We start from the raw sequence: 21,615 nt of genomic DNA, 5'->3' as shown, positions 1-21,615 counted from the left end.
CCCGGTGGACCCCGGGGCTCTCGTGCTCACGCGCTCACCCGGAGCGCGTCCACCACCGCCGCGAGCCGCCCTGACTGCGTTGGGCGACCCTGCGCTGCCGGGCAGCACCCGTGCCTCGCTCTCTCAGGTCAGCCAGCCAATTCGTCACGGCCCGCAGGTCGCCGGAGGAAGACAGATGAGTTTCCGCCTGCCCCACCAGGTTGTCGATCAGCTGCCATGCGGGAACGGCCACCGGGTCGGGACCCTCCACATCCAGCAGGGAACCTGTCATGCCCTCTCGCGCAGCGCGCCACGTGGCGGCCCGCAGTACGCTTTCCGGCACGGGAGGTGTAGCTCGTCCGCTGCGGATCCGTTCGCGGGATTCGCTCACCAGCGCAGGACGCACCTGCCAGTACAGCATCGCGGGATCCATGGCCGCTCCGCCGGCGACTACGGCGCGCACCACTCGCTCGTAGTCCTCGACCGAGGGCGGGGAGCCGACTGTCGGCCATCTGCCCCACAGCAGGGTGCGCCAGCTGGCGTAGCCCGTATCGGCGCCGTTCCAGAACGGTGAGTTCGACGAGAGGGCCATGAGCAGGGGCGCCCACACCCGCAGGCGATCACCCGCCCCGGCGTCCGCATCGGCGACATGGTCGGCGCCATGCACGCCGCACTCGCCCTCACCGCCGCGCTGGCCGGCGGCGGCGAGGGCCAGCACATCGACGTCTCCCTCCGCGAGTCCACCACGGCGTGGTGCTCCCTGTTCACCCTTCCCCTGCTGCGCATCGAGGACCCTCTGACGTCCGGACTCGTCCAGGGCGACGCCGGCGTCTTCACCACAGCGGACGGCCGCCTGCTGTCCCTCGCCACCTTCGAGGACAAGTTCTTAGCTTGTTCCTTAACCTGGATCGGTCAATCTCTGTGTTGCTAATGGTGATCGCTGCGATCTGTTTCGGTCGCGTTCGGTCAAGGTCTCAGGGCGCTTGAGGGTTTTCCCACGTCGTAGCGGGTGGGCCGATGCCGGTTGGGAAGTCCGGGCGGCCTGCCAGGGCCGGGGCGGGCGGGTTTAGGTGCGCGGGCCGGACTGCCGAGGCGAGGACGGATGTTCCTGAACCACCGCCGCACCCGGGTCGGTGTGAGTGCGGTGCCGGGCCGGGTGGTCTTCTCCCAGGGCTTGCGCTGGTCTACTGCCAGGGGGAGTGCGAGGCGGAGCTGGGTGTGGGCTGCGACGACGAGCCAGGTCCACCGGTCTGCCGCCTGCGGGTCGCGCAGGCGGGGGCGTGTCCAGCCCAGGGATTGCTTGAACACACGGAAGGTGTGTTCCAGGTCGAATCTGCGCAGGTAGCAGGACCAAATGAAGTCGACTTCGCCTGGGGTGGCGCCGGTGGCGGAGGACCATAGCCAGACCGGTGGCGCGTCACGGTCGCGGGGCAGGTGATCGACGTCAAGTCGGATCAAGGTGCCCTCGACCAGCGGGAGTTCCCCGTCCAGGTCGATCCAGGCCGAGCGGTGGGTGAGCCGGGGATGGACCCGGTCCCACGCGCGGGCTTCGGCTTTGCCGTAGCGGGAGGTGTCGTTCACGGTGACCACTGCCGGCTCCGGCCAGGTTTCCGGCTTTGCGAGACGGAACTCCGGTCCGTGCTTGGGCGGACGGCCGCCCCTGGGGTCGTAGACGCGCGGCGGCGTCGGCAGCCGCAGGACCCGGTCGGAGCGCAGGCGCCCGACGAGCTCGACGGGCAGATCGCGCAGCACCCAGGCCAGCCGCATCACGTCGTAACCCGCGTCCATCACCACCAGGATGTTCGGGTCCCCACACTGCCACTGGCCGACCGTGATCAGGCGCTGGACCACAGCCCGCAGCTGTCCGGCCGTCACGGCTGCGGCGTCGTCGGCCGGGCCGAGCCGGACCACGTCCAGGATTTGCGTCCAGGAGGTGCGGTCCGGGGTGAGCGCGGCAACGAACGAGTACGGCCAGCCCGGCACCACGTGGTCCGATGCGCGACCGTTACGGCCGTGGACCAGGCAGAACAGCCGCTCCGGCGAACAGGCGGCGTCCGAGCGCAGCCACGGCGAGACGTCCACCGTGAGCACGATCCGCCCGTCGAACCGCGGCAACGGCAGGGAAACCATCAGGTCACGCAAGGCGTCCGTGTCGAGCCGACCCTGGTTCAGGGCACCGTACAGCGAGCCGTAACCGCGCTGGTGCTCGGCAAGCAGCGACAACTCGACCGGCGTCCGTGTCGGGCCGTCCGCACACAGCAGTGCATCGGAAACCTCGAAGAAGGCATCGGCCCGCGCGGACAAGCAGCCGTGGAAGGCTGTCCGGAAACGTGACAGTTCCGCGAACGCACCCCGCCCGCCGACCTGCGGCAGCGCCCCCATCGCACGGCCTTCCTGGTGAACTTCTCTCACTCCTGGCAGAGTTCAGGATCACGAGAAAGGCTCCCTCATACCCTGCGGTCACTCCAAAGAGTGACCGTGCGAGCAGGACACGCATGGCCGATAGGTCATTGGATTAGGTCGGTGTGCGGATGCTCGGGGGATGCGGGGCAGACGTAGATCTGCATGTTGTCCGTGCTGCCTACTTCCACCCCTGTCGGCTGCGCGGGGTGTTGGCCCACGTAGTGAGAGGTAGCCGCGGCGGCCTGGTTTGTCTGCGGCGCCCAGCTGCGGCCTTGGTCGCCGTCCCACTCCCAGGAGGCGATCGTCAGCAACGGGACCATCTCTACCTCACACACGGCACAGTAGCGGCGGTACGGGTCGGTGCGGCCCCACGGGGGCCAGCCGCCGACCTTCCAGCCCGGTGCGTTGCCCAGATGTGTGTCGTAGAACGCGCGCGGAAACTTTGCGTACGAGCTGTCGACGTCGGTTGTCTGCCACCTGTTCCAGTCATCCAGGATCAGCTGCAGCTCCGGGCTCAGATCCAGACTGTTGGGGTACTCGGTGATCGTTTCTGGTGCCAGCACGCACGGCTCCGGCACATACCCCGGATAGCCCGCCTCGTACGGTTGCGGTGGTGTGGCAAGGATGTCGCCCACCTTCGCGGCCGACCGCCAGAACAGTGCGGTCGACGGCTTGCAATCCGGTTCATGCTCGTACGGGCACCACAGGACCTGGAGGAGATCAGCCTGGCCGGGCGGCTGCAACAGGGGGATGTCACGCAGAAACAGCTGAGCCACCGGCAACAACGGGGCCGGGCATTCCTCGGGCCAGGGAGGGCCGGCCTCGTACCGCTCAGCGAGCCGCGCGGAATCGAGTTTCTCGAGCGCCTCCTCCTCCGGTGTCAACGGCCGGGACTGCAGGCGCCTCTCAAGCCGTACTGCGGTCGGTGACTGGCCCACTCCCGTGTCCACGTGCAGGTGCGCGTCTTCGCAGTGCGGCCACGGCTCCTGGACCGGCCACAACAACGGCCCACCGACCGAACTGTCCCTGAACGAAGGCGAACCCGGCCGCGGGTGCAACCGGATCGCAGGCCGCGCCAGGGGAGCCAGCTCGGGAAAGACCGCAGCCACACCGACAGGCCGCGGCGGAGTAGTACGTATGAAACCCATGTCGGTGATCCTGCCACCAGCCACCGACAGTCACTGGCGCCTCAAAGCACACCAGTACTCAACTGACTGCACCAGAAGGCGGCGTCCCGATGACAACAGAAAAACCCACGTGGCCTTCGGGATGTTAAGGATCAAGCTTAACTTGCTCCTTATGGTCGCTTGTCACGTAGAGCGATGAGTGTCTCGGGGCGTTTGACGGTCTTGCCCACGTCGTAGCGGGTGGCGGGGTGGCGGTTGATGGTTTCCGGGTGGCCGTCCAGGTCCCGGCCGGGTGGGTTTGGGGTGTACGGGCCGGACTGGCCAGGTGGGGGCGGATGTTCCTGAACCCGCGGCGGACTCGGGCCGGGGTGAGCGCGGTGCCGGGCCGAGTGGTTTTCTCCCAGGGCTTGCGCTGGTCGACAGCCAGGGGCAGGGCGAGGCGGAGCTGGGTGTGGGCAGCGATGACAAGCCAGGTCCACCGGTCTGCCGCCTGTGGGTCCCGCAGCCGGGGGCGAGTCCAGCCCAGGGACTGCTTGAACAGGCGGAATGTGTGTTCCAGGTCGAACCTGCGCAGGTAGCAGGACCAGACGAAGTCGACGTCGTCCGGGCTGGCGTCGGTTGCGGAGGATCACAGCCAGATGGGTGGCGTGTCGCGGTAGCCGGGCAGGTGGTCGACCTTGAGCCGGATCAGCGTGCCTTCGACCAGGGGGAGTTCGCCGTCCAGGTCGATCCAGGCTGAGCGGTGTGAGCCGGGGGTGGGCCCGGTCCACGCTCTTGTCTCGGCCTTGCCGTAGCGGGGCGTGTCGTTCCTGGTTACGACTGCGGGCTCCGGCCAGGTCTCTGTCTTGGCCAGGCGGAACTCCGGTCCGTGCTTCGGTGGGCGGCCGCCCTTGGAGTCGTAGATGCGAGGCGGCTTCGGCAGCCGCAGGACACGGTCGGAGCGTAGGCGTCCGACCAGCTCTACGGGCAGGTCGGACAGCAGCCAGGCCAGGCGCATCACGTCGTAGCCGGCGTCCATCACGACCAGGATGTCCTGGTCGCCGGTCTGCCATTGGCCAACTGCGATGAGTCGTTCAACCACGGTCCGCAGCTGGTCGGCGGTAACGGCCGCAGCATCGTCGGCGGGCCCCAGCCGGACCGTGTCCAGGACTTGAGTCCACGAGGTTCGGTCCGGGGTGAGCGCGGCGACGAATGAGTACGGCCAGCCAGGCACCACGTGATCCGATGAACGGCCGTTGCGGCCGTGGACCAGGCAAAACAGCCGATCCGGCGAGCAGGCGGCGTCTGATCGCAGCCACGGCGAGACGTCCACCGTGAGCACGATCCGCCCGTCGAACCGCGGAAGAGGCAGGGAAACCAGCAGGTCACGCAAGACATGCGTGTCGAGCCGACCCTGGTTCAGGGCGCCGTACAGCGAGCCGTACCCTCGGCGGTGCTCGGCCGTCAGCGACAACTCCACCGGCGTCCGCACCGGCCCGTCCGCACACAGAAGGGCGTCTGTGAGCTCGAAGAACGCGTCGGCCCGCGCCGACAGACACCCGTAGAAGGCTGTCCGGAATCGGGACAGGTTCCCGAACGTTGTCTTCTCACGGTCCGGCACCAACACGTTCATCACATGCCCTCTCACGAACTCCCGTGCGTCTCAGCAGAGTTCAGAATCAAGAGGAAGGCTGTCTCCGGGCCCAGCGCTCACCCCAAAGAGTGACTGCCCAGGCCAACACCATGGGTCAGGCCCGCAGCCGCGAAGTGGGACTTCTACGGCGCGGGCACCTTGGTGAGCACCAGGGACCATGGGTCATCCGGGGCGCTGAATTCCACTGACCGGTCGCCGCTCGGGTACAGCTGGATACCGGCGGTCTTGCCGAGGCCGTCGTCCTCGATGTCGAGATAGATGAAGTCCCTGGCCGTGCTGCTGTCGACGAACTTCCATTGGCCGTGGAAGTCGGCGGGGTCGGAGCCGGAGCTGGTCGACACATGCGTTGCGGTGAATACTCCGTCGCTCGCGAGGCGGATCTGTCCGCCGGTCTTCTCGTTGCGGTACTCGCCTGACAGAGCATCGATGTTGACGGTGCGGGCGCACCCCACGGTGAGTACAACAGAAGCGATGAAGGCGGCGGCGAGCCACTGTCTGCATGTCCTCTTCATCATCACGCCCGCAGCCTACTGGGGGCACAATCAGCCATACCGGCGCGGTGTTGCACATCCGAACGCATTCCCTGGATTCCAGAACGATCTTCGGGACGTTAAGCAACCAGCTCACGTAGAAAGTGCCTTCCACCTGGACCGACAGAACCCCTCGGCAAGGCTCATCGTTCCAGCTCAGAAGGCACCTTCACGTTCACGGCAGCCGGTGGCAGCTCAGCAGGAGCGGACCACCACGGCCTGCCACGGCAGGCCGCACGGATTCTTCGTCGGGCCCGCAGGCTGTCGGAACCTGTAGAGCGTGTAGTTTTCGCAGATCCGGCGTCTCACCCGTACTCGAAGCAGCCCTGCGCGGCAGCCGGAAAGCACAGCTCATGCCCGTCGCCCGCCTGCGCCACCGCACCGCCGTCCGCTCCACCCGTCCTCCGGCCAACCAGGACGTCAGGGCCCGCCACCTGCCAACGGCCCTGTGGCCCGCATGGTCCCTGCGGCTCTCCCCCGCCACCTTGACGGCAAGCCGGTGGCCCGCCGCGCGGACGAACTCCTGTACGTCGCCTGCCTGCTGGTTGACAACACCACCTCGATCGCCGCGGCGACACGCCTGACGGGCGCCACCGTCAGCAGCCACAACGTGTCCACCCTCACCCGCCGGGACAACTGTGCCGACGTCCTGCACGCGCTGATCCTGCTGGCCGACCACCTCGACACCCACGGGGCACCCATCGACTACGCCCGCCGGCGCGCCCTGTTCACCACCCGCACCCGCTTCCTCGACCCGCAGCTAAGGGACCTGCAGCGCCGGCTGCGCTCGAACCACTGCCCCGGACCCGCACATGCCCAGCGCTGGATCTTCCAGGCCCTGACCGGATCACCTCCCCACCCGGCCCACCCCGACGTCGCACCCTCCACCGGCAGTCAACGGCTGCAGTACCAGCGCTTCCGCTGGCGGATCCTGCCCGCCGAAGCCGAACTCCTGCATCAGACCGCGCACACTCCTCAACGAACACGGCATCACGGCATCAACGAACCCGTCGCCTGTGGGTTCTCAGAACCGGCGCCGTATTCTCTGCGCCGACGGCACAGCGAGGCCACATGTGGTGACCTACTAAGAATCGCTGCTCACTGCACTCATCTTTCGTGGCGGTAGGAGTCGGTTCTGTTTCCCTGATTCGCCGGGGCTGGGGCTGGGATCGCGATCGGCAGGTACTGGCGGATGTTCCGATAACGCAGAGGACAGAGGGACTACTCCGGCCCGGTGTTGCTTGACCCGGCTGAAGGACCGCTCGGCAGCGGAGGGGCCGGTGGGCGGCGGAGGGTAGCCATGAGCACGGCGGCGGCCCCAAGCAGCGCGCCCAGGCCCGCGCCCACCGCACCGAGCGTTCTGACGATCTCCCACGCTGTATTCGCCGCCGGGCGGCAGCCCAGGTCGCACACCCACGGACGAGCGCCGTCCGTCCGCGCGGCCGCGAGAGCAGCCAGACCCAGCAGCAACAGGATGATGCCGGACCAGAACATCCTGCGGGCGGCTGCCTCGTACCGCCGCGAGCGCGTGTCGACCATGCCGGCCACGATCCCACCCCAGAGAACGGGTCAGCAATGGCGCGGGTCAAAGTAGGCCGGAGGCATTTCGCAGATGCCGTCTCGGCCAGAACTGGCTGCGTTCCTCAAGGAGTAGAGCGGGCTGAGGATTCGACGGAAAAGACTAAGGAGAAGGTCCGCCGCTGCTTGCACGTGCTGACGACCACCACCTCCGGCCGGGTCCGGCTCGTACCGGTGGTGGAACACCGGAGGGTACGCCGACCTGCGTGTGCGGAGAGCATCCGAGGGGCTTCTGTGACGTCGGGGTGAGGAGGGGCTCGTTCGGTGGCGGCTCGTTGTGACTTGGGCGGCTCCCAGTCCCGGGGTGGGGAGGATACCTGCTGGTATGAGGCGGCAGCGAGTGTGGGCCTGGGCCGGGCTGGTGGTTGGCGGGCTGCTGGCTGTCGGGTTGATCGTGCTGGTGGTGGCGGCGGACCTGGATACGGCGGGTCAGGTAGCGGGCATCGCGGGCACGATCGTGGGCCTGGCCGCGCTGGTTGTGTCGGTGTACACGCTGCAGCACCCCAGCCCGCAGAGTCCGGCAGCGCCGCGGGCGGGCGGGGATCCGGCGGTGCGCCAGGCCGGTGACGGGGGTACGGCAAACACGATCAGTGGCGGCACTTTCCGCAGGTCGGCACTACAGGGAAGGGACTTCTCCGACACCACTTTCACCACCCAACCCCAGCCTCCGTCTTCTCCACCGGCCGAGGCCGGCCCCGGCACGCCGCCGGGAGGCTGATGGAGATGCCCGGTCAGGGGGCGCTGGACAAGAGCGGTACGGGTGGGCCGGGGCCCAACACGATCAGCGGCGGGGTGTTCTTCCAAGCGGTGATCCAGGGCCGGGACATCACTGTCCACTTGCCCCCGCAGATCACCCCGGCACTGTCCGGACTGCCCCCGGCTTCGCCTACCTTCACCGGCCGCGAGCAGCCGATGGACGACCTGCTGCAGGCCCTGGCCCCCGGCGGCCCGGAGCAACGCGCGGTGCTGGTCGCGGCGGTGGGGCTGGCCGGGGTCGGCAAGACCGAGCTCGTCATGCAGAGCGCCGTCCGGGCGCTGAAGAGGCCGGGCTGGTTCCCCGGCGGGGTGCTGTTCGTCGACATGTTCGGCTACGACCCCGAACGTCACCTGTCTCCCGAGCGTGCCCTGGACGGTCTGCTGCGCGCTCTGGGCATGCCCGGTGAGTATGTCCCGGCGGGTCTGCAGGACCGCTCCCGGCTGTACCGCAGCGTGCTGGCCGCCTTCGCCGAACAGGACCGGCGCATCCTGGTTGTCATCGCCAACGCCTCCACCGCCGAGCAGGCCCGCCCGCTGCTGCCCACCGACGGCACCACCGCAACCCTGCTCACCTCCCGCCCCACCCTCGACATCGACGCCCGCCTCCACGACCTGAACACCCTGGATGCGCACGCCTCGGTGGAACTCCTCCACCAGATCCTTCTGCAGGCCCGCGGCACCGCCGACACCCGCGTGCAGAACGCGCCCGAGGACGCCGCGACCATCGCCCGGCTGTGCGCGAGCCTGCCGCTGGCCCTCCGGATCGCCGCCGCCCTGCTCGCCGACACCCCCACCCGCCCCCTGGCCTCCCTGGCCCAAGGCCTGGAAGCGGAGCACACCCGACTGAACCACCCCCTGCTGCCACTCAACGCCGGCCCCGACGTGTCCACCGAATCCGCCGCCCGCCTGGCCGACACCGACCCAGACGGAACCGAGGTCCTTCTGCAGGACCTGGCCCGCGCCCACCTGATCGAACCCGGAAGGACCTGGGGCCGCTGGGGACTCCACGATCTGATCCGCCTCTACGCCGACCAGCAGGGACGCGCCCAGTCCGGCGCTGACCACCGCGATACCGCCCGCACCCGCCTGCTCGACTATTACCAGAGCGCTACCGAGCCCGCCAGCACTCACCTGCAAGCCCTGCCGGGCACCACCTCACCCCGATTCTCCGACCGCCAGCACGCCCTGGCCTGGCTCGACGACGAGCGCCCCAACCTCATCGCCACCGCCACCGCCACCGCCACCGCCACCCCACCCCACGGCCACCCCCGCACCAGCACCGCCCTCGCCCTCGCCCTCGACGAATTCCTCAACTACCGCCGCTTCTTCGACGACTGGATTAGCGTCACCACCACCGCCCTGGCCATCCTCCGTGACCTCGGCGACCGCCACGGCGAGGGCATGGCGTTGGGCAACCTCGGTGTCGCCCTGGTGGGGGTGCGGCAGTTCAAGGAGGCGATCGACGTCCTCACCGAGGCTGCCGCCATCCACCGCGAACTCGGCGACCACCACCGCGAAGGCATGACATTGAACAACCTCGGCGGCGCCCTGCAGGAGGTACGGCGGTTCGAAGCGGCGATCAAAGCCCACACCAGGTCCGCCGCCCTCACGCGCCATTCGCGAGCACTTACGCAAGCGCGGCATCCGGGCAGTGATCCCCGTCCCGGCAGACCAGCAAGGCAACCGGCTGCGGCGCGGCAGCCGAGGCGGCAGGCCCTCCAGCCTTCGACCGCGAGGCATACAAACAACGCAACACCGTCGAAGGGATCGACCAGTACCGAATGGTCGCTCTGGACGTCCCGCCCGATGCGGACCTGCACAAGATCCGCAAGCTCCTGGAACACGGAGAGGCGAAGGAGTGGTGGCACTGGGAAGAAGGGTGCGTCACCGCTGCCTGGAAGGCCACTGCCCCGCAATGAGCGCTACTGCCGTTGGCGCGGTTCACGAATGGGCCTGACCTGTGATGCAGAGGATCTTTGTTGATCGCTTCCCGGCGACTTGGAGATCGCCCGCCTCCCAGCGGTCGAGGAGGTCGGCCTCCGAATCAGGAATTCGGGGCACCGCACATGTCGCAGGTGCCCTGACTGAGGTCGGTCGCGACCATGCTCCGTGCCTGGTCGGTCGTGCCGCCTGCGGGCTGGATGATGCCGGCTTCATAGCCGCGCGCGACCGCGTGGGCGAGGGTGCGCGCTCCTAGATGGATCTGTGCACCGTGCAGCAGCCTCCCCCCGGTCTCCGGGCGCACCCCGAGCTCCCTGGCGATCTCCAGATGGTGCAGGCCGCGCGCGAGGAGGCGCAGCGCGGCCAGTTCGTGCACGGTGAGGAGCGGTTGCCAGCTCACGGGAGGATCGGCCGGTCGATGTGCTGGTGCTCGGTCTCCACGCCGTACCTGGCGGCACGCAGGCACTCCGCAACCTCCTCGGCGACCACGACCGAACTTTTCCGGACTAAGAAACGATCAAGGTTTGTGCGCTCGGGCCAGGGCGTTGAAGCCGCCGCAGGTGGGCGGTGTCAGCCGGCACCCGAGGTGCCGACTCGCCCCATCACCACCCCTGCGATCATTTGGTCGTGAGTGACGACCTTGCTGTGTGGGACGGTGAGCAGCCGCTCGATGACGATGCGGCGGGCCCGGCCTTCGATGAGTTGTACGAGCGCTACCTCGAATCGGAGGAGACGGCTGTGCCGCCCTCTCCGCGCATCGAGGCCTATGTGAACGCCTTGATCGAGCGCTATCCGGAGGATGGCCGTGACAGTCCATGGGCATCTCCTCCGGTCATTGATGAAGCCTCGGGACTGATCGTGTACCTACTCATGTCCTACGTCCGGGCCAAAGAAGTCTCCGAGTACGCCGCTTCGCTGGCGCGCGAGTACGGGCTGATCTGCTACGACCCGCAAGGAGAGACTCTGCGGACATGAGTGGCCCGGGACAGTAGTCGAGGCAGGGACTGGTCCGGCCTCGGGGGCGCACGGGGAGCGCCTGCGGGGCAACGAGAGGTGCTTGAGATGTTCGCTGGGGGAACCGCACGGCTGCTGGTCAGGAATGACGGTGAAGCGCCGCTGGAGCTGACCGTGGAGCCATGGGCAGATGCCTACCAGCTCCTGCCGGGGCAGACCTGCGTCGTTGTCACCCACTCGCCGGCGGAAGACGGTTCCTGGTCCGGAACGCTGCGTGGGGACGAGCCATTCCAGGTCGACCATCGGCGGGACTCGGTCACGGTGTGGGCCAACGGCAACTGCTTCCACCTCAGTGACACGGCGGGCGATGCGATCGATGCGGCTGACTGGCAGTGCCCGGCCCAGGGCGGTGGATCTGAACAGTAGCTGGCTTGGCCTGGTGACCGCTGAAGCACTCACCGGCCCCGCCTGGAGCGGGGCCGGTGAGTGCTTCAGCGGTGGGAGGTGGTCAGCCGGGCAGTTCGGGTTCTCCTGTATCGAGTTGAGGCGTTGGCGCGTTGCTGGTGAAGACGGGCATCCCGAGGTCGACGAGTTGAGGGCGTCCGTCGGCGGGGGTGTTCTTGAGGCTGTTGAGCTTGGCCGTCGCGGCGTCGAGGCCGACCTGGAGTCCTTCGACTTCTCCGAGCCAGCCGTTACCGCGGGCTTCGCGGATGCGGTCGCGGAGGTTCTGGATGATCTCGACGAGGCGGCCACGCTGGCGAGGATCGATCTGGGGGACCGGGCAGCGGATGCAGGCGTGTTCGTGCTTGCAAGGGGTTCCGTAGGGCCGTCCGCAGGTGCCGAGGGACACCTTGGGGAACTCGAAGTGCTGTTGGAAGTCGCGCCATTCCTGCTCGGTGGGCTCGCGGTTGCACGTTTCCTCTTCCGGCTGTTCGCACGCCGCCCCAATGTCGGACAGCACTGAAGATTTCAGTCGGCACGCCTGTGACCTGGGCACTGGAAACATCCGTGCGGTGGCCCAGGCCTCGACCAGCGCGGACCGCACCCAGGAACCGGCCGAGTCCGGCATGGTGTGCGTGTACATGACGATCCCAAAGGGGGAGCCTTGAGTTACCACCCGCCTCCGCAGCAGCCCGGGCCGTACAGCGGGCAGTTCCCGCCTCCGCCTGCGGGCCCGCCACTCCCGGCCGGCAGGAGCGGCGGCAAGACGGTCGGCATCATCATCGCCGTGACCCTCACTATCGCCCTGACCGCAGGCGGCCTCTGGTACTTCCTGGGCAGGGACCCGGGCGGCACAGAGCTGAAGAACGACGGAAAGGACTACGAGCTGACGGTGCCGAGGATCGTGGCGGGTGAGTACAAGTTGGATAACCCGGGCGAGACCGACGAGGAGGTCAACCAGGACAACATGAAACAGGTGGGCGTCAAGCGGGCCCGCGGCATCGACCCTGTCTACCGCACCAGAAAGGGCGACGACCGCTCGCCGTCGATCGATTTCGACGGAGTTTGGGGCGAGATAGCAGATCCACAGCAATCCCTCGACCGGGTCATCGCCGACCCGGGCTGGATCACGGGCTGGGTCGGCATCTCGGAGCACGGCGCGAAGGCCGTGGGCGAGCCGAAGCCGGTGGCCCCCGCGGGCCTGGACAACGCTGTGATGAAGTGCCAGGTCTTCAAAGAAGCGGGGGCAGACTACAAGACCGTGTGCGTCTGGGCCGACTACAGCACCATCGGCGTGGTGGAACCGAAGAACCACGGCGCCCAAAGCGGGAAGAAAGTCTCCGTCGAGGAAGCCGCGCAGATCGCCTCGGATCTGCGCGACGAAGCGCGGCGGGAAGTGAAGTGACGTCCTGGGCGGGCCGTGCCACCGACTGGCACGGCCCGCCTCTTCATGTCGGCCCGCCTCGGGGTTGCCGACGGATTGGGAGGAGGGTCTGGTGGTCGGTCCGGCCGGAGCGGCAGAAGATCGTTCCGGCGGGGCCGTGTTCGCGGAGCATGTCGAAGTCGGTGACGACGATGGGGAGTTTCTGGTCGTACGAGAAGTGCTGGTGGCGTTCGTTGCCTGCCCAGTGCCGCCAGGTGAGCTTCTCCAGGGCCACTGCTGGCCGTGTGGCTGGGGAACTACTGCCGTTCCCCGCTCGCCCAGGCTGCTCTGGCCCACAGAGGCCGCGGCGCAGTGGCCGTGCGTACAGCCGGATTGATCAGCAAGTGGCAGGACCGGCCCGCCCACCCGTCCATGACCAACGCCGCTCGCCGCCTGGGCCACGACCTCACCCCTCATCGGGCGCAACAGATCAACCTGGAAATGCTGGAGTGGGCCGACGACATCCTGGCCATGGGCGCCGCCGTGCTGAGCACGCTGGAGGCGGTCAGCGGCGAGAGGAACGCACACAAGCGCAGCCGCTACCTCGGCGACCGGGACGTCCCCGACCCGATGGGCCAGAGTGACGACACGTTCCACGAGTGCGCCGTACTGGTCGAGGCGGGCACCCTGCTCCACCTCGGCCGCCGCCCGTAAGCAGGCGCGGTTCAGGCGCCGGAGGCGGCGGAGAGGATCACCTCGACGAGTCTGTCCGCCGCGTCGGGACGTCCGTGCGCACGGGCCCTTTCCGCCATCGCCTCCCGCCGTACGGAGTCGGTGAGCAGGGGGCCGATCGCGTCCCTCAAGTGGTCGGCCGTGACATCGCCGAGCAGGGCTACGGCAGCGCCGGCCTCCTCCAGGTGGCGGGCATTGTGCGCCTGCTCGTTCCCCGCCGACGTAGCAAGCGGGATGAACACCGCGGGCTTGCCCAGCGCGGTCAACTCGGCGAGCGTGCCTGCCCCGCTGCGGGAGATCACCACATCGGCCAGCGCCAGCACATCCGGGAGCTCCGGGCCGACGAACCCGCTCACGTAGTACCGGCCCGCCAGATCCGACGGCAAGGCCGCCGCGCTCCGCCGCAGCCCGTCCATGTGGGCCGGACCACACTGATGAACGACGTTCGCCCGCCGCAGCAGCCACGAGAGCGCGTCGGCGACGACACCGTTGATCTGCTGAGCGCCCTGCGCACCGCCCGTGACGTACACGGTCGGCAGCCGCCGGTCGAACCCGTGCAGCCCCAACGCCCCCACGGCCTTGTCCGCGTGCCCGGACAGCACCTCGGGCCGGATCGGATTACCGGTGACCACCGCAGCGCCCCGTACCGACTCCGGCAGAAGCGGCACCGACGACTCCGAGGACACGGCGATCCGCGTCGCCGAGCCCGCCAGCTTCCGGTTGGCCAGCCCCAGGCGCACCGTCTGTTCGTGCAGCACCAGCGGGCGACGGCACAACCGCGCGGCCAGGCCTGCGGGAACAGCCACGTACCCGCCGGTGGCGAGTACGACGTCCGGCCGGAAATCAGCGACGATCTTCCGCGCCTGAGCCACCCCGAGCGGCACCCGCGCCATGTCCTTCACGTTCGCCGGCGACACCATCTTGAGCGGATTGCTGGAGCGCCGGATCTTGCCCGTGGCGACCGTGGTGAAAGCAATGCCCTCCGCCGGGGCGACGCGGGCCTCCAAGCCGTCCGCTGTACCGATCCACAGCACGTCCAGCGACCTGCCGTCCACCGCCAGCCGGGCCTGCAGCGCACGAATCGCCGTCAGGGCCGGATAGGTATGACCCCCAGTACCTCCCCCCGTGACAATCAGGCGGAAAATCTGCGGAAGGCGCGAAGTAGTCACCCGCGGCACCCTACTGGCTTGCCCCTCACCGGAAGCACACTTCCGGCCGCAGCTGACCCCGCTCCATAACGCACCGGTTGGGGAGCGGCAGCCGATTCTGCCCGCCTGCACCAAGCGGGATCGTCGCCATGCGCCCCCGCCCGGTCCAGCCGCCGGCTGGGGCACCAGCGCGAGTCTGCCGTTCGAGTGACCTCGTCGGGAGTTCGTCGTTCCCCTGGGGTTGAGGACGCTATGAAGGGCCCGGGGATTTGCCCCAATGATCCTTTGCGTGAGGGGAATTGAATGGTGCGGATGCGTGCGTGGGGACCGCTGCGGGCGTTGCGGTATGGGGGCTGTCAGCAGACGTCCGGGCAGATCGTCATCTACGAGACGAGGACGAAGAAGCGCGTGGGGCTGACGCAGCTCGCCCTCGCCCAGCGCACCACGCCGGCGGCGCGGGACTCCTGTACGTGGAAGCGCGTCGTGACGGTGCGCCCCACGAAGGTGACCGGGGCGGCCCCCGGGATCGCCGGGCAGGTGAGCCCGTGGTGCGGGCGGGGCACCCCGGCGTGCAAGAGCACGAAGAGCGAGGCGCCGAGGAAACTGCTGCATCCACCCCGCGGCGCCCCCACTTTCACGCTCTCCAGCCAGGACCCGAAGGTCAGCGAAGCAGCCCTGCACGTCTTCGATGCCCAGCGGAAGCTGGCCGGCCATCCCGGCCTGTTCGGGCAGGGCAGGCCATTGCACCGCACCGTGGACAAGAAGCTGATCGCGAAGAACCGCGGCGCGGCCTGTCCGAAGCGCCTGCCCCGCCCGCCGGGCAAAAGCTGCGACGAGTTTCCCTTCGCCTCCACCAAGGAGGGCGGGGCGTCCGGCACCTACAGCCGCCGCATGATCAACGCGAAGCACACCAGCGACGCGGGCGGCTCGAACTATCTCCTCAAGGCGTACAGGGACCACCGGATCCTGAACGGCGACGCGTTCTGGGTGAACGGCACATGAGCGTCAGCAGCCCGGTCGAGGTGTGGGTGGAGTACCGGCAGTTCTACCTCGCCGATCCCGAGCTCGGCACAGACCTAGTGCCCCCGGTCGATGCTGCCGTCAACGGCGTCCTGGCCGTCGCCGACGACGCCGCGCTCATCCTGACCGGCCTGCACACCGGCAACGTCCACGTCACCGTCCAGACCGAGGCCACCGACCCCGGCACCGCCCCGGGAACGTGGGAGTACATCGCCGAGACCACGCTCACCTCCACCACCGGCACACTCGTCGTCCACGGCTACGAGGACGGCCCGCTCGACGACCTGCCCTCCCTCACCCCGCACGGCCCCGGCACCTACCGCCTGCGCCTCCACAACCACGGCCGCGCCCACGCATACGCCCTCGACACCACCGGTCCCGACGAAGACTCCGGCGAGCACTACCACCTGCAGACCTGGCCCGCCTCCCGCACATGACATCCAGGAGCCGGAGTCCGCGGAACGCTAGCCGTGACCCACCGCGCACACAGGTCGTTGAACGGGGCAGTGCTCAAGGCACACCCCCATACAGAAGCCTCCCCTTCAGCACCAGGGCTGGCCCAGGCTCGCCGCCCTCGGCGTCGTCCCGGCTCGGGGGCGGGGGCAGCACTCCCGGAGTTTGCGCATACCCATACTGCAACTCCACGCCAGAGCCGTGCAGTTGATAACGAGCCTCCGTATCTACTTGTTCTCACTGCGCATCCGTCCGTATTGACCGCGATAACGCGAACCGCCGGTGAGCCAGTGGTTCCAGACCCTCCAGGCGACACCGAGGGCACCCATACTCGTACCGAACACAGCAAGCGCAGTGGTCCAGTTCATGGTCCGCGGATGTACAGATCGTCCCGGCTCCGCGCCAGAGGCCACTTCCTGCCACTACCGAATTGGTCGGGCTACGACCCTGCGTGCGCGGTGAGTCGCGCCTCGCGCCTGGGGAAGCACGATGCCCCGGCCTGAGCCGCCTTACCCGGGCGCAGTGTCCACCGGACAGGATTCGTGTCTGCCAGCCACTCGTTCGCCAGCAGCCGCCGCACGATGAAGCCCCGCACCGATCGGTTCACGGACCGGCCCAGACCCGAGCACATCTGGTTGTGCGACGGGCCATGGCCGTACTCGGCCCGGAAGGCCACGGTGAACTCGGTAGCCTGTGGGCCGCGGTCCGCGTGGGCATCCTTACCATTCGCCATAGGCGGCCTTCATCCACTTGTGGAAGACCCGGGGACGAACACGCCCCATGAATGGCTCCGCGACCTGCCTCGGTTCGAGAGCGCACAGTGCACAGAACTCGACCGCCTCGAACGTGCCGTCGCAGCGCGGGGGTTGCTGCCGTCTTCCACGCCGACCAGACGGCAGTGTCGAACTCGAACCCCCGCTTTCGCGAAAGCGCGATCTTGCCTTGGGACTTCGCGGCCTTCGCCGCCTGCTCCTCTTCAGTGGGCCGGAGCAAGCCCGACAAGTGGCGTACTGCGGGGTCGAGTCGGTAACGGTCCTCGGACAGCTCTGCGAGGAATCCCTTCCGCAGGAGATCGGGCAGGGTAGCCCGCAGACCTAGGGGAGGTCCGGCGGGATCTGCTCGTGGAGCTTGGACGTGCTGTGCGCGGCGAGGAACAAGCCGGCCAGCCGCGCGCCAGGGGAAAGCTTCTTGACCGGCTTGGCCGCCAGAGCCCGGGTTGTCCATCCGGACACCCGGGAGCGCGTCTGCTTGCCGAAGGGCAGCGGATGGTCGTCCTCTCGGGCCGGGGCGGGAACGGTGACGGGGACAGGCGCCGAGGGATCACCGTCCAGGAGTGCGCCATCCATCTGTCAGCCCAGGTCGCGCAGGGCGTCAACGGCCCCGCAGGCATCCACCAGCCGCAGCGAGGACGATCCTGCCCGGTGAGGTTGCCGACACCTCCACGTGCGGCCTGTACGGTCACCACCGCGGCAACGAGCTGGGCTTCGGGACCGGGCAGGCCCAGCGACCCCACGTAGCTCAACAGCGTGTGTGCGGCCTCCCCTTGGGAAGTCGTCAAGAGGAACGGCACGTCTGCGGCGCGCTGACCGGGACGGCACTGACCTTGCTGGAGTGGTAAGCAGTCTTCGTCACGACCGGCCCAACGCTTCCCGCAGGCCCAAGTCACCCCCCTCGTGCTCCGATCGGAGTGCTGGTACGCCACCGGTTCACTCCACCAGTCAGTTTCCAGGCCGGTACTCGCTGTCTGTGCCGCCATAGGGTGCGAGAGCGAGGACTGAGCAGGTGAAACCGGCGCCCAGCCGCGCTGGCTGGTCGTTGGCAGACCATGACGACATGCAACTGTGATCACGTCCTGTGCCACGGACCGGGTCTCCTCGGGGCCGACTTCCACTACTGGCACCAGATGCGCACGACTGCAGTGCGAGGCCAGCGAAGCCCGCTGGCGGGGCGACAGTTGGGGGGCCGGGTGCGCCCGTGGGAGGGACCTCGCACACGGCGATCGCGGTGGGCCGCTCTGCCACTCCACCGCAACCTGCGCGAATGCGCGCAGCTCAGGGGTTACCGCCCGGCGCCGGTTCCCGCCCCCTTCCGGCGCCACGCCACCGCCGTGTATCCCACTAGGAGCACGGCGGTGAACGCCAGGCCCACGCCCGCCGCCTGCCGCATGTCCGGCACCTCGATCGCGGTCGCGGCGACGGCGAGCACGCCTGCCCCTGCCACTACGGCGAGCTTGGGGCCGCCGGGGACGCTGAAGCCCGTGAACTCTTCCGGGTGCGCGTCACGGTGGCGGCGGAAGGCGACGTACGAGGCGAGGATCAGCAGCCAGACGAGGAGCACCGCGAACAGGGCGATGGACATCAGGATACTGAAGATGCCGCCGACGTCGTAGAAGGCGAGCAGCGCGGCGACCGCGATGCCCAGGGTGGAGGCGGCGAGTGCCGCGGCCGGGACGCCGCGGCCGGTGAGGCGGGCCAGCGGGGCCGGGGCCAGGCCGTCGTCGCCGAGGGAGTGCAGCAGCCGGGAGGCGCCGTACAGGTGGGCGTTGGCCGCGGAGACGGCGGCGATGAGTACCACGAGGTTGGTCAGGGTCGCGGCGGCGGGCACGCCGATGTCGGTGAAGACGCGGACGAACGGGCTCGCCTCGACGCTGCCGTCGCCGGAGGCCAGCCGCTTCCACGGGATGAGGGCCATCACCAGGGTGATGGCCAGGACGTAGAACACGCTGAGGCGCCAGGCGAGTTGGCGCATGGCGGTACGGATGGTGCGCTGCGGGTCGACGGCCTCGGCGGAGGCGATGGCGACGACCTCGAACCCGGCGTACGCGAACATCACGACGGACATGGCGATCCAGATGGACTTGGCGCCGTGCGGCACGAATCCGCCGTCGTCGGTGAGGTGGACGAAGCCGGTGACTTCGGTGTCGGGCAGGCCGAAGAAGACCAGGAAGGCGGCGCACAGGATAAATGCGCACAGCGCGGTCACCTTGATGGTGGAGAGCCAGAACTCGGTGGTGCCGAAGGACTTGACGTTGATGATGTTCACCGCGAGGACCAGGACGGCGACTGCGAGGATGGCCACGCCCATCGGGATGCCGGGCCACCACCAGCGGATGTACAGCGCGGCGGCGACGACTTCGGTGCCGATGACGACGACGGCGCTGAACCAGTACATCCAGCGGGTGACGAACCCGGCCCAGGGGCCGAGGTACTTGTGCGCGATCGCTCCGAAGGAGCCCTGGACGGGGTGGGCCGCGGACATCTCGCCGAGCAGGACGGCGATGACGGCGACGAGGGCCGCGCCGATCGCGTACGAGATGATCACGCCGGGTCCCGCGGCGCCTATCGCGGAGCCGGAGCCGAGGAACAGGCCGGTGCCGAGCGCCGAACCGAGGCCGATCATGGTGGTCTGGCGGTGGGTGAGCGAGCGGACCAGGCCCTGCCCCTGCCCCTTGCCGTCGGGGGCGGGCGGGGCGCCCAACCCCTGCGGCTTGCCGTCGGGGGCGGATGGGGTGGCGTGGGCGGGTCTTTCCTGAGCGGCCATGGAGGGGGCGTCCTTCTGTGCGGTGGTGCGCGCTGGGAGGCGGGGGCGGCAGGCGGTTCAGCCGCCGCCCCCGGGAAGCCCCCGGACAGGGGCCCGACCTGTTCTTCGGGTCAACTCGCTGACGATGTGGACCTGTTGGTCTAGAACTCGCTGTTGCGGAACGGCTTCTCGGGGCGGGTCAGGTGCGGCCGGCCGAGCACCTGGGGCGCGGACAGGGCGTAGATGCCGTGGTTGGTGAGCGCCCAGGCGATGTTGCGGTCCCACTCGACGTACACGCCGTGGGTCTGGTTGCCGTACGCGTAGTCGGGGGTCCCGGAGCCGTACGCCTTGGGCACGAAGTACGCCTCGATCTGGGGCCTCGCGGGCTTGGAGACGTCGAAGAACTGCACGCCCGCGTTGTAGAAGCCGTAGCCGAGGACGCCCGCGTCGTGCTTGCCGGGGTTGGTGTAGTAGCCGGTGCGCTTGGGGCCGAAGCTGCCGCGGCGCTGGCAGTAGTCGTGGAAGCCGGCCGACTTCGGCGGGGTCGGGCGGGGCAGGACGCCGACGACGCGCGGGTTCTTCGGGTCCTTGGCGTCGATCTGGTAGACGTCCTTGTACGGCTCGTAGCAGTCCTCGGTGAGCGGGTAGCCCGAGAAGTAGATCAGGCCCGTCCGCTCGTACTGCGAGACGTCGATGTTGTCGCCCTCGGTGCCGGAGACGGACGGCGGCAGGTCGAGGTGGCTGACGGTCTTCAGGTCGGCCGGGTCGGAGATGTCCAGCACGGTCAGGCCGTAGCCGCCCATCGCGGCGAAGGCGTAACGGCCGCCCTTCTCCACGGGCCTGGGGATGAACAGCGGCATGCGCGCGCCCATCCAGCTGGTGCGGTTGCCGCAGCGCGGGTTCTTGCGGTAGGCCGCGTCCTCGCCGGTGCGCTGGCCGGGCAGGTGCCAGGTGTCGAGGAGCTTCGGGCGCGCGGGGTCGGACATGTCCCAGGACTGGTAGCCGGCCGAGTGCAGGTTGGTCGGGTACTCGTTGCCGGAGTAGGTGTCGTCGGGCGCGGTGGCGAGGAACATGTATTTCTCGCCGGTCCAGTACGGCACGTCCAGCGAACCGGAGCCCTGCTGGGCCTTGCCGGGGTCCGACGTCAGCGGGTCCTGCTGCGTGGAGTCGGTGGAGACCGTGGCGAGGAGCTTCCAGTCCTTCTTGCGCGGCCCGTCGAGGCGGAAGACCTTGAAGCCCTTCAGCCCGGGCTTCTGGCGGAGCTTCTGCACGCCCTCGGGGTAGTGGTACTTGTCGTGCTCGGGCTCGTCGGTCAGCTCGGAGATCTGCCGCTTGTCCTCGAAGCTCATCACCATGACGTAGGCGCCGAGCTTCTTGTTCCACTGGATGGTGGAGGCGCCCCAGTAGTCGTGGGGCGCCCAGGAGGCGTTGCCCTTGATCTCGTCGCCTTCGACGTCGTTGCGGGTCGTCTTCTCGACGACCTTGACCTTCTTGACGTCGGTGATGTCGTAGACGCGGCCCTCGGAACGGTCGTACTGGAACATGTAGCGGCGGCCGTCGAAGTCGACGACGTTCTGCCAGGTGTGGAAGTGGTCGGGGGTGAAGTCGGCGCCCTCGTAGGCGGCTTCGACCTTCATGTTCTTGATGTAGGACTTGGTGTCGTAGTCCTTGTTCCGGCCCGGGAAGGTGTGCTCGTGCTCCTCGTCGACGGGGGTGAGCGCCGGGTGGCGGAAGGTGCCGTCGAGCTGCATGCCGTACGCGCCGGGGTCGGCTGGCCCAGGGCGGCGGTCCTCGCAGACGTCGGGGATATGGGGGTCGGTGGCGGCGGTGGCGGTCGCGCCGGAGGTGCCGGGGGCGAGCAGGGTCGCGACGGTGGCGGCGACCGCTGCGGCGGCCAGGGTCGCCTTGGCGCGCTTGGTGCGGAGGGATCGCATGGGAGTCCTAGGGGCCTCGACGGCGGACAGAGGGGACGTGCGACGGGGTGTGCCGGTGGTGCTGCCGCACGCGCGCCGGGGTGAGGGCGCGGGTACGGATGACG

Annotated in this window: 21 protein-coding genes and 4 pseudogenes; 12 read left to right on the top strand and 13 right to left on the bottom strand. The window is 68.7% G+C overall.

Annotation, left to right across the window (positions count from 1 at the left end):
• Positions 1 to 34 precede the first annotated feature (34 nt).
• Positions 35 to 646, bottom strand: a complete 612-nt coding sequence (locus AB0D18_RS36955; RefSeq protein WP_362429170.1) for a glutamate-cysteine ligase family protein — start codon at positions 644 to 646, stop codon at positions 35 to 37.
• Between AB0D18_RS36955 and AB0D18_RS36950 the strand changes: the two genes are divergently transcribed.
• Positions 641 to 910 (top strand): CoA transferase, encoded by a 270-nt coding sequence (locus AB0D18_RS36950; protein WP_362429169.1) that lies wholly within the window; start codon positions 641 to 643, stop codon positions 908 to 910. The two genes, AB0D18_RS36955 and AB0D18_RS36950, sit on opposite strands and share 6 nt — an antisense overlap.
• Here AB0D18_RS36950 and AB0D18_RS36945 read toward each other — a convergent pair.
• The 4 genes and pseudogenes from AB0D18_RS36945 to AB0D18_RS36930 all read right to left on the bottom strand — a co-directional run bounded on the left by AB0D18_RS36945 (position 878) and on the right by AB0D18_RS36930 (position 5,660).
• Positions 878 to 2,361, bottom strand: a pseudogene (locus tag AB0D18_RS36945) (NF041680 family putative transposase). The gene AB0D18_RS36950 and the pseudogene AB0D18_RS36945 sit on opposite strands and share 33 nt — an antisense overlap.
• 125 nt (positions 2,362 to 2,486) lie before the next feature.
• Complete coding sequence (locus tag AB0D18_RS36940; RefSeq protein ID WP_362429166.1) at positions 2,487 to 3,266, bottom strand: hypothetical protein; 780 nt, start codon at positions 3,264 to 3,266, stop codon at positions 2,487 to 2,489.
• 413 nt (positions 3,267 to 3,679) lie between these two features.
• Positions 3,680 to 5,121, bottom strand: a pseudogene (locus tag AB0D18_RS36935) (NF041680 family putative transposase).
• Positions 5,122 to 5,264: 143 nt separating this feature from the next.
• The gene (locus tag AB0D18_RS36930; RefSeq protein ID WP_362429163.1) at positions 5,265 to 5,660 is read right to left on the bottom strand and encodes a hypothetical protein; all 396 of its coding nucleotides are present in this window, start codon (positions 5,658 to 5,660) and stop codon (positions 5,265 to 5,267) included.
• Between the two features lie 469 nt (positions 5,661 to 6,129).
• Here AB0D18_RS36930 and AB0D18_RS36925 point away from each other — a divergent pair, with 469 nt between their 5' ends.
• The gene (locus AB0D18_RS36925) at positions 6,130 to 6,798 is read left to right on the top strand and encodes a hypothetical protein (RefSeq protein WP_362429161.1); all 669 of its coding nucleotides are present in this window, start codon (positions 6,130 to 6,132) and stop codon (positions 6,796 to 6,798) included.
• Positions 6,799 to 6,893: 95 nt separating this feature from the next.
• On the opposite strand, the gene AB0D18_RS36920 is transcribed toward AB0D18_RS36925, so the two are convergent.
• Positions 6,894 to 7,211, bottom strand: a complete 318-nt coding sequence (locus tag AB0D18_RS36920; protein WP_362429158.1) for a hypothetical protein — start codon at positions 7,209 to 7,211, stop codon at positions 6,894 to 6,896.
• A 364-nt stretch (positions 7,212 to 7,575) separates the two neighbouring features.
• Between AB0D18_RS36920 and AB0D18_RS36915 the strand changes: the two genes are divergently transcribed.
• From AB0D18_RS36915 to AB0D18_RS36900, 4 genes and pseudogenes are all read left to right on the top strand, one after another.
• Positions 7,576 to 7,968, top strand: coding sequence for a hypothetical protein (locus AB0D18_RS36915; protein ID WP_362429155.1), 393 nt, complete (start codon positions 7,576 to 7,578; stop codon positions 7,966 to 7,968).
• Positions 7,968 to 9,554, top strand: a pseudogene (locus AB0D18_RS36910) (ATP-binding protein); the annotation flags it as partial. The gene AB0D18_RS36915 and the pseudogene AB0D18_RS36910, both read left to right, overlap by 1 nt.
• A 58-nt stretch (positions 9,555 to 9,612) precedes the next feature.
• Positions 9,613 to 9,769: pseudogene (locus AB0D18_RS36905) on the top strand (IS5/IS1182 family transposase); the annotation flags it as partial.
• 18 nt (positions 9,770 to 9,787) lie between these two features.
• Positions 9,788 to 9,925, top strand: a complete 138-nt coding sequence (locus tag AB0D18_RS36900; RefSeq protein WP_362429232.1) for a DUF4265 domain-containing protein — start codon at positions 9,788 to 9,790, stop codon at positions 9,923 to 9,925.
• A 125-nt stretch (positions 9,926 to 10,050) separates the two neighbouring features.
• On the opposite strand, the gene AB0D18_RS36895 is transcribed toward AB0D18_RS36900, so the two are convergent.
• Complete coding sequence (locus AB0D18_RS36895) at positions 10,051 to 10,347, bottom strand: hypothetical protein (RefSeq protein ID WP_362429152.1); 297 nt, start codon at positions 10,345 to 10,347, stop codon at positions 10,051 to 10,053.
• 227 nt (positions 10,348 to 10,574) lie between these two features.
• On the opposite strand from AB0D18_RS36895, the gene AB0D18_RS36890 reads away from it, so the two are divergent.
• The gene (locus AB0D18_RS36890) at positions 10,575 to 10,922 is read left to right on the top strand and encodes a hypothetical protein (protein ID WP_362429150.1); all 348 of its coding nucleotides are present in this window, start codon (positions 10,575 to 10,577) and stop codon (positions 10,920 to 10,922) included.
• An 87-nt stretch (positions 10,923 to 11,009) separates the two neighbouring features.
• Complete coding sequence (locus AB0D18_RS36885; protein WP_362429147.1) at positions 11,010 to 11,327, top strand: hypothetical protein; 318 nt, start codon at positions 11,010 to 11,012, stop codon at positions 11,325 to 11,327.
• Between the two features lie 82 nt (positions 11,328 to 11,409).
• Here the strand turns inward: AB0D18_RS36885 and AB0D18_RS36880 are convergent, their stop codons facing one another.
• On the bottom strand, positions 11,410 to 11,985 hold the full coding sequence (locus AB0D18_RS36880; protein ID WP_362429145.1) for a hypothetical protein: 576 nt from the start codon (positions 11,983 to 11,985) through the stop codon (positions 11,410 to 11,412).
• 144 nt (positions 11,986 to 12,129) lie between these two features.
• Here AB0D18_RS36880 and AB0D18_RS36875 point away from each other — a divergent pair, with 144 nt between their 5' ends.
• On the top strand, positions 12,130 to 12,747 hold the full coding sequence (locus AB0D18_RS36875) for a hypothetical protein (protein ID WP_362429142.1): 618 nt from the start codon (positions 12,130 to 12,132) through the stop codon (positions 12,745 to 12,747).
• Between the two features lie 43 nt (positions 12,748 to 12,790).
• Here the strand turns inward: AB0D18_RS36875 and AB0D18_RS36870 are convergent, their stop codons facing one another.
• The gene (locus tag AB0D18_RS36870) at positions 12,791 to 13,000 is read right to left on the bottom strand and encodes a hypothetical protein (protein ID WP_362429140.1); all 210 of its coding nucleotides are present in this window, start codon (positions 12,998 to 13,000) and stop codon (positions 12,791 to 12,793) included.
• Positions 13,001 to 13,008: 8 nt separating this feature from the next.
• Between AB0D18_RS36870 and AB0D18_RS36865 the strand changes: the two genes are divergently transcribed.
• Positions 13,009 to 13,419, top strand: a complete 411-nt coding sequence (locus tag AB0D18_RS36865) for a low molecular weight phosphotyrosine protein phosphatase (protein ID WP_362429137.1) — start codon at positions 13,009 to 13,011, stop codon at positions 13,417 to 13,419.
• Between the two features lie 11 nt (positions 13,420 to 13,430).
• Here the strand turns inward: AB0D18_RS36865 and AB0D18_RS36860 are convergent, their stop codons facing one another.
• Positions 13,431 to 14,606 (bottom strand): UDP-N-acetylglucosamine--N-acetylmuramyl-(pentapeptide) pyrophosphoryl-undecaprenol N-acetylglucosamine transferase, encoded by a 1,176-nt coding sequence (locus AB0D18_RS36860; RefSeq protein WP_362429135.1) that lies wholly within the window; start codon positions 14,604 to 14,606, stop codon positions 13,431 to 13,433.
• Between the two features lie 282 nt (positions 14,607 to 14,888).
• Between AB0D18_RS36860 and AB0D18_RS36855 the strand changes: the two genes are divergently transcribed.
• Entirely contained in the window at positions 14,889 to 15,587 is a 699-nt protein-coding gene (locus AB0D18_RS36855) for a NucA/NucB deoxyribonuclease domain-containing protein (protein ID WP_362429132.1), read from the top strand.
• Complete coding sequence (locus AB0D18_RS36850) at positions 15,584 to 16,042, top strand: hypothetical protein (RefSeq protein WP_362429129.1); 459 nt, start codon at positions 15,584 to 15,586, stop codon at positions 16,040 to 16,042. The genes AB0D18_RS36855 and AB0D18_RS36850 overlap by 4 nt, the downstream gene beginning before the upstream one ends.
• Before the next feature lie 1,110 nt (positions 16,043 to 17,152).
• Here the strand turns inward: AB0D18_RS36850 and AB0D18_RS36845 are convergent.
• The 3 genes from AB0D18_RS36845 to AB0D18_RS36835 all read right to left on the bottom strand — a co-directional run bounded on the left by AB0D18_RS36845 (position 17,153) and on the right by AB0D18_RS36835 (position 21,511).
• Positions 17,153 to 17,404 (bottom strand): hypothetical protein, encoded by a 252-nt coding sequence (locus tag AB0D18_RS36845; protein WP_362429126.1) that lies wholly within the window; start codon positions 17,402 to 17,404, stop codon positions 17,153 to 17,155.
• Positions 17,405 to 18,116: 712 nt separating this feature from the next.
• Positions 18,117 to 19,598, bottom strand: a complete 1,482-nt coding sequence (locus AB0D18_RS36840) for an amino acid permease (RefSeq protein WP_362429124.1) — start codon at positions 19,596 to 19,598, stop codon at positions 18,117 to 18,119.
• A 140-nt stretch (positions 19,599 to 19,738) separates the two neighbouring features.
• Entirely contained in the window at positions 19,739 to 21,511 is a 1,773-nt protein-coding gene (locus tag AB0D18_RS36835) for a hypothetical protein (protein WP_362429121.1), read from the bottom strand.
• Positions 21,512 to 21,615 lie beyond the last annotated feature (104 nt).

The organism is Streptomyces sp. NPDC048442 (assembly GCF_040651475.1).
Taxonomy (GTDB): Bacteria; Actinomycetota; Actinomycetes; order Streptomycetales; family Streptomycetaceae; genus Streptomyces.
The sequence above is the reverse complement of the archived record's forward strand: the minus strand, read 5'-3'. Positions and strand labels throughout refer to the sequence as shown.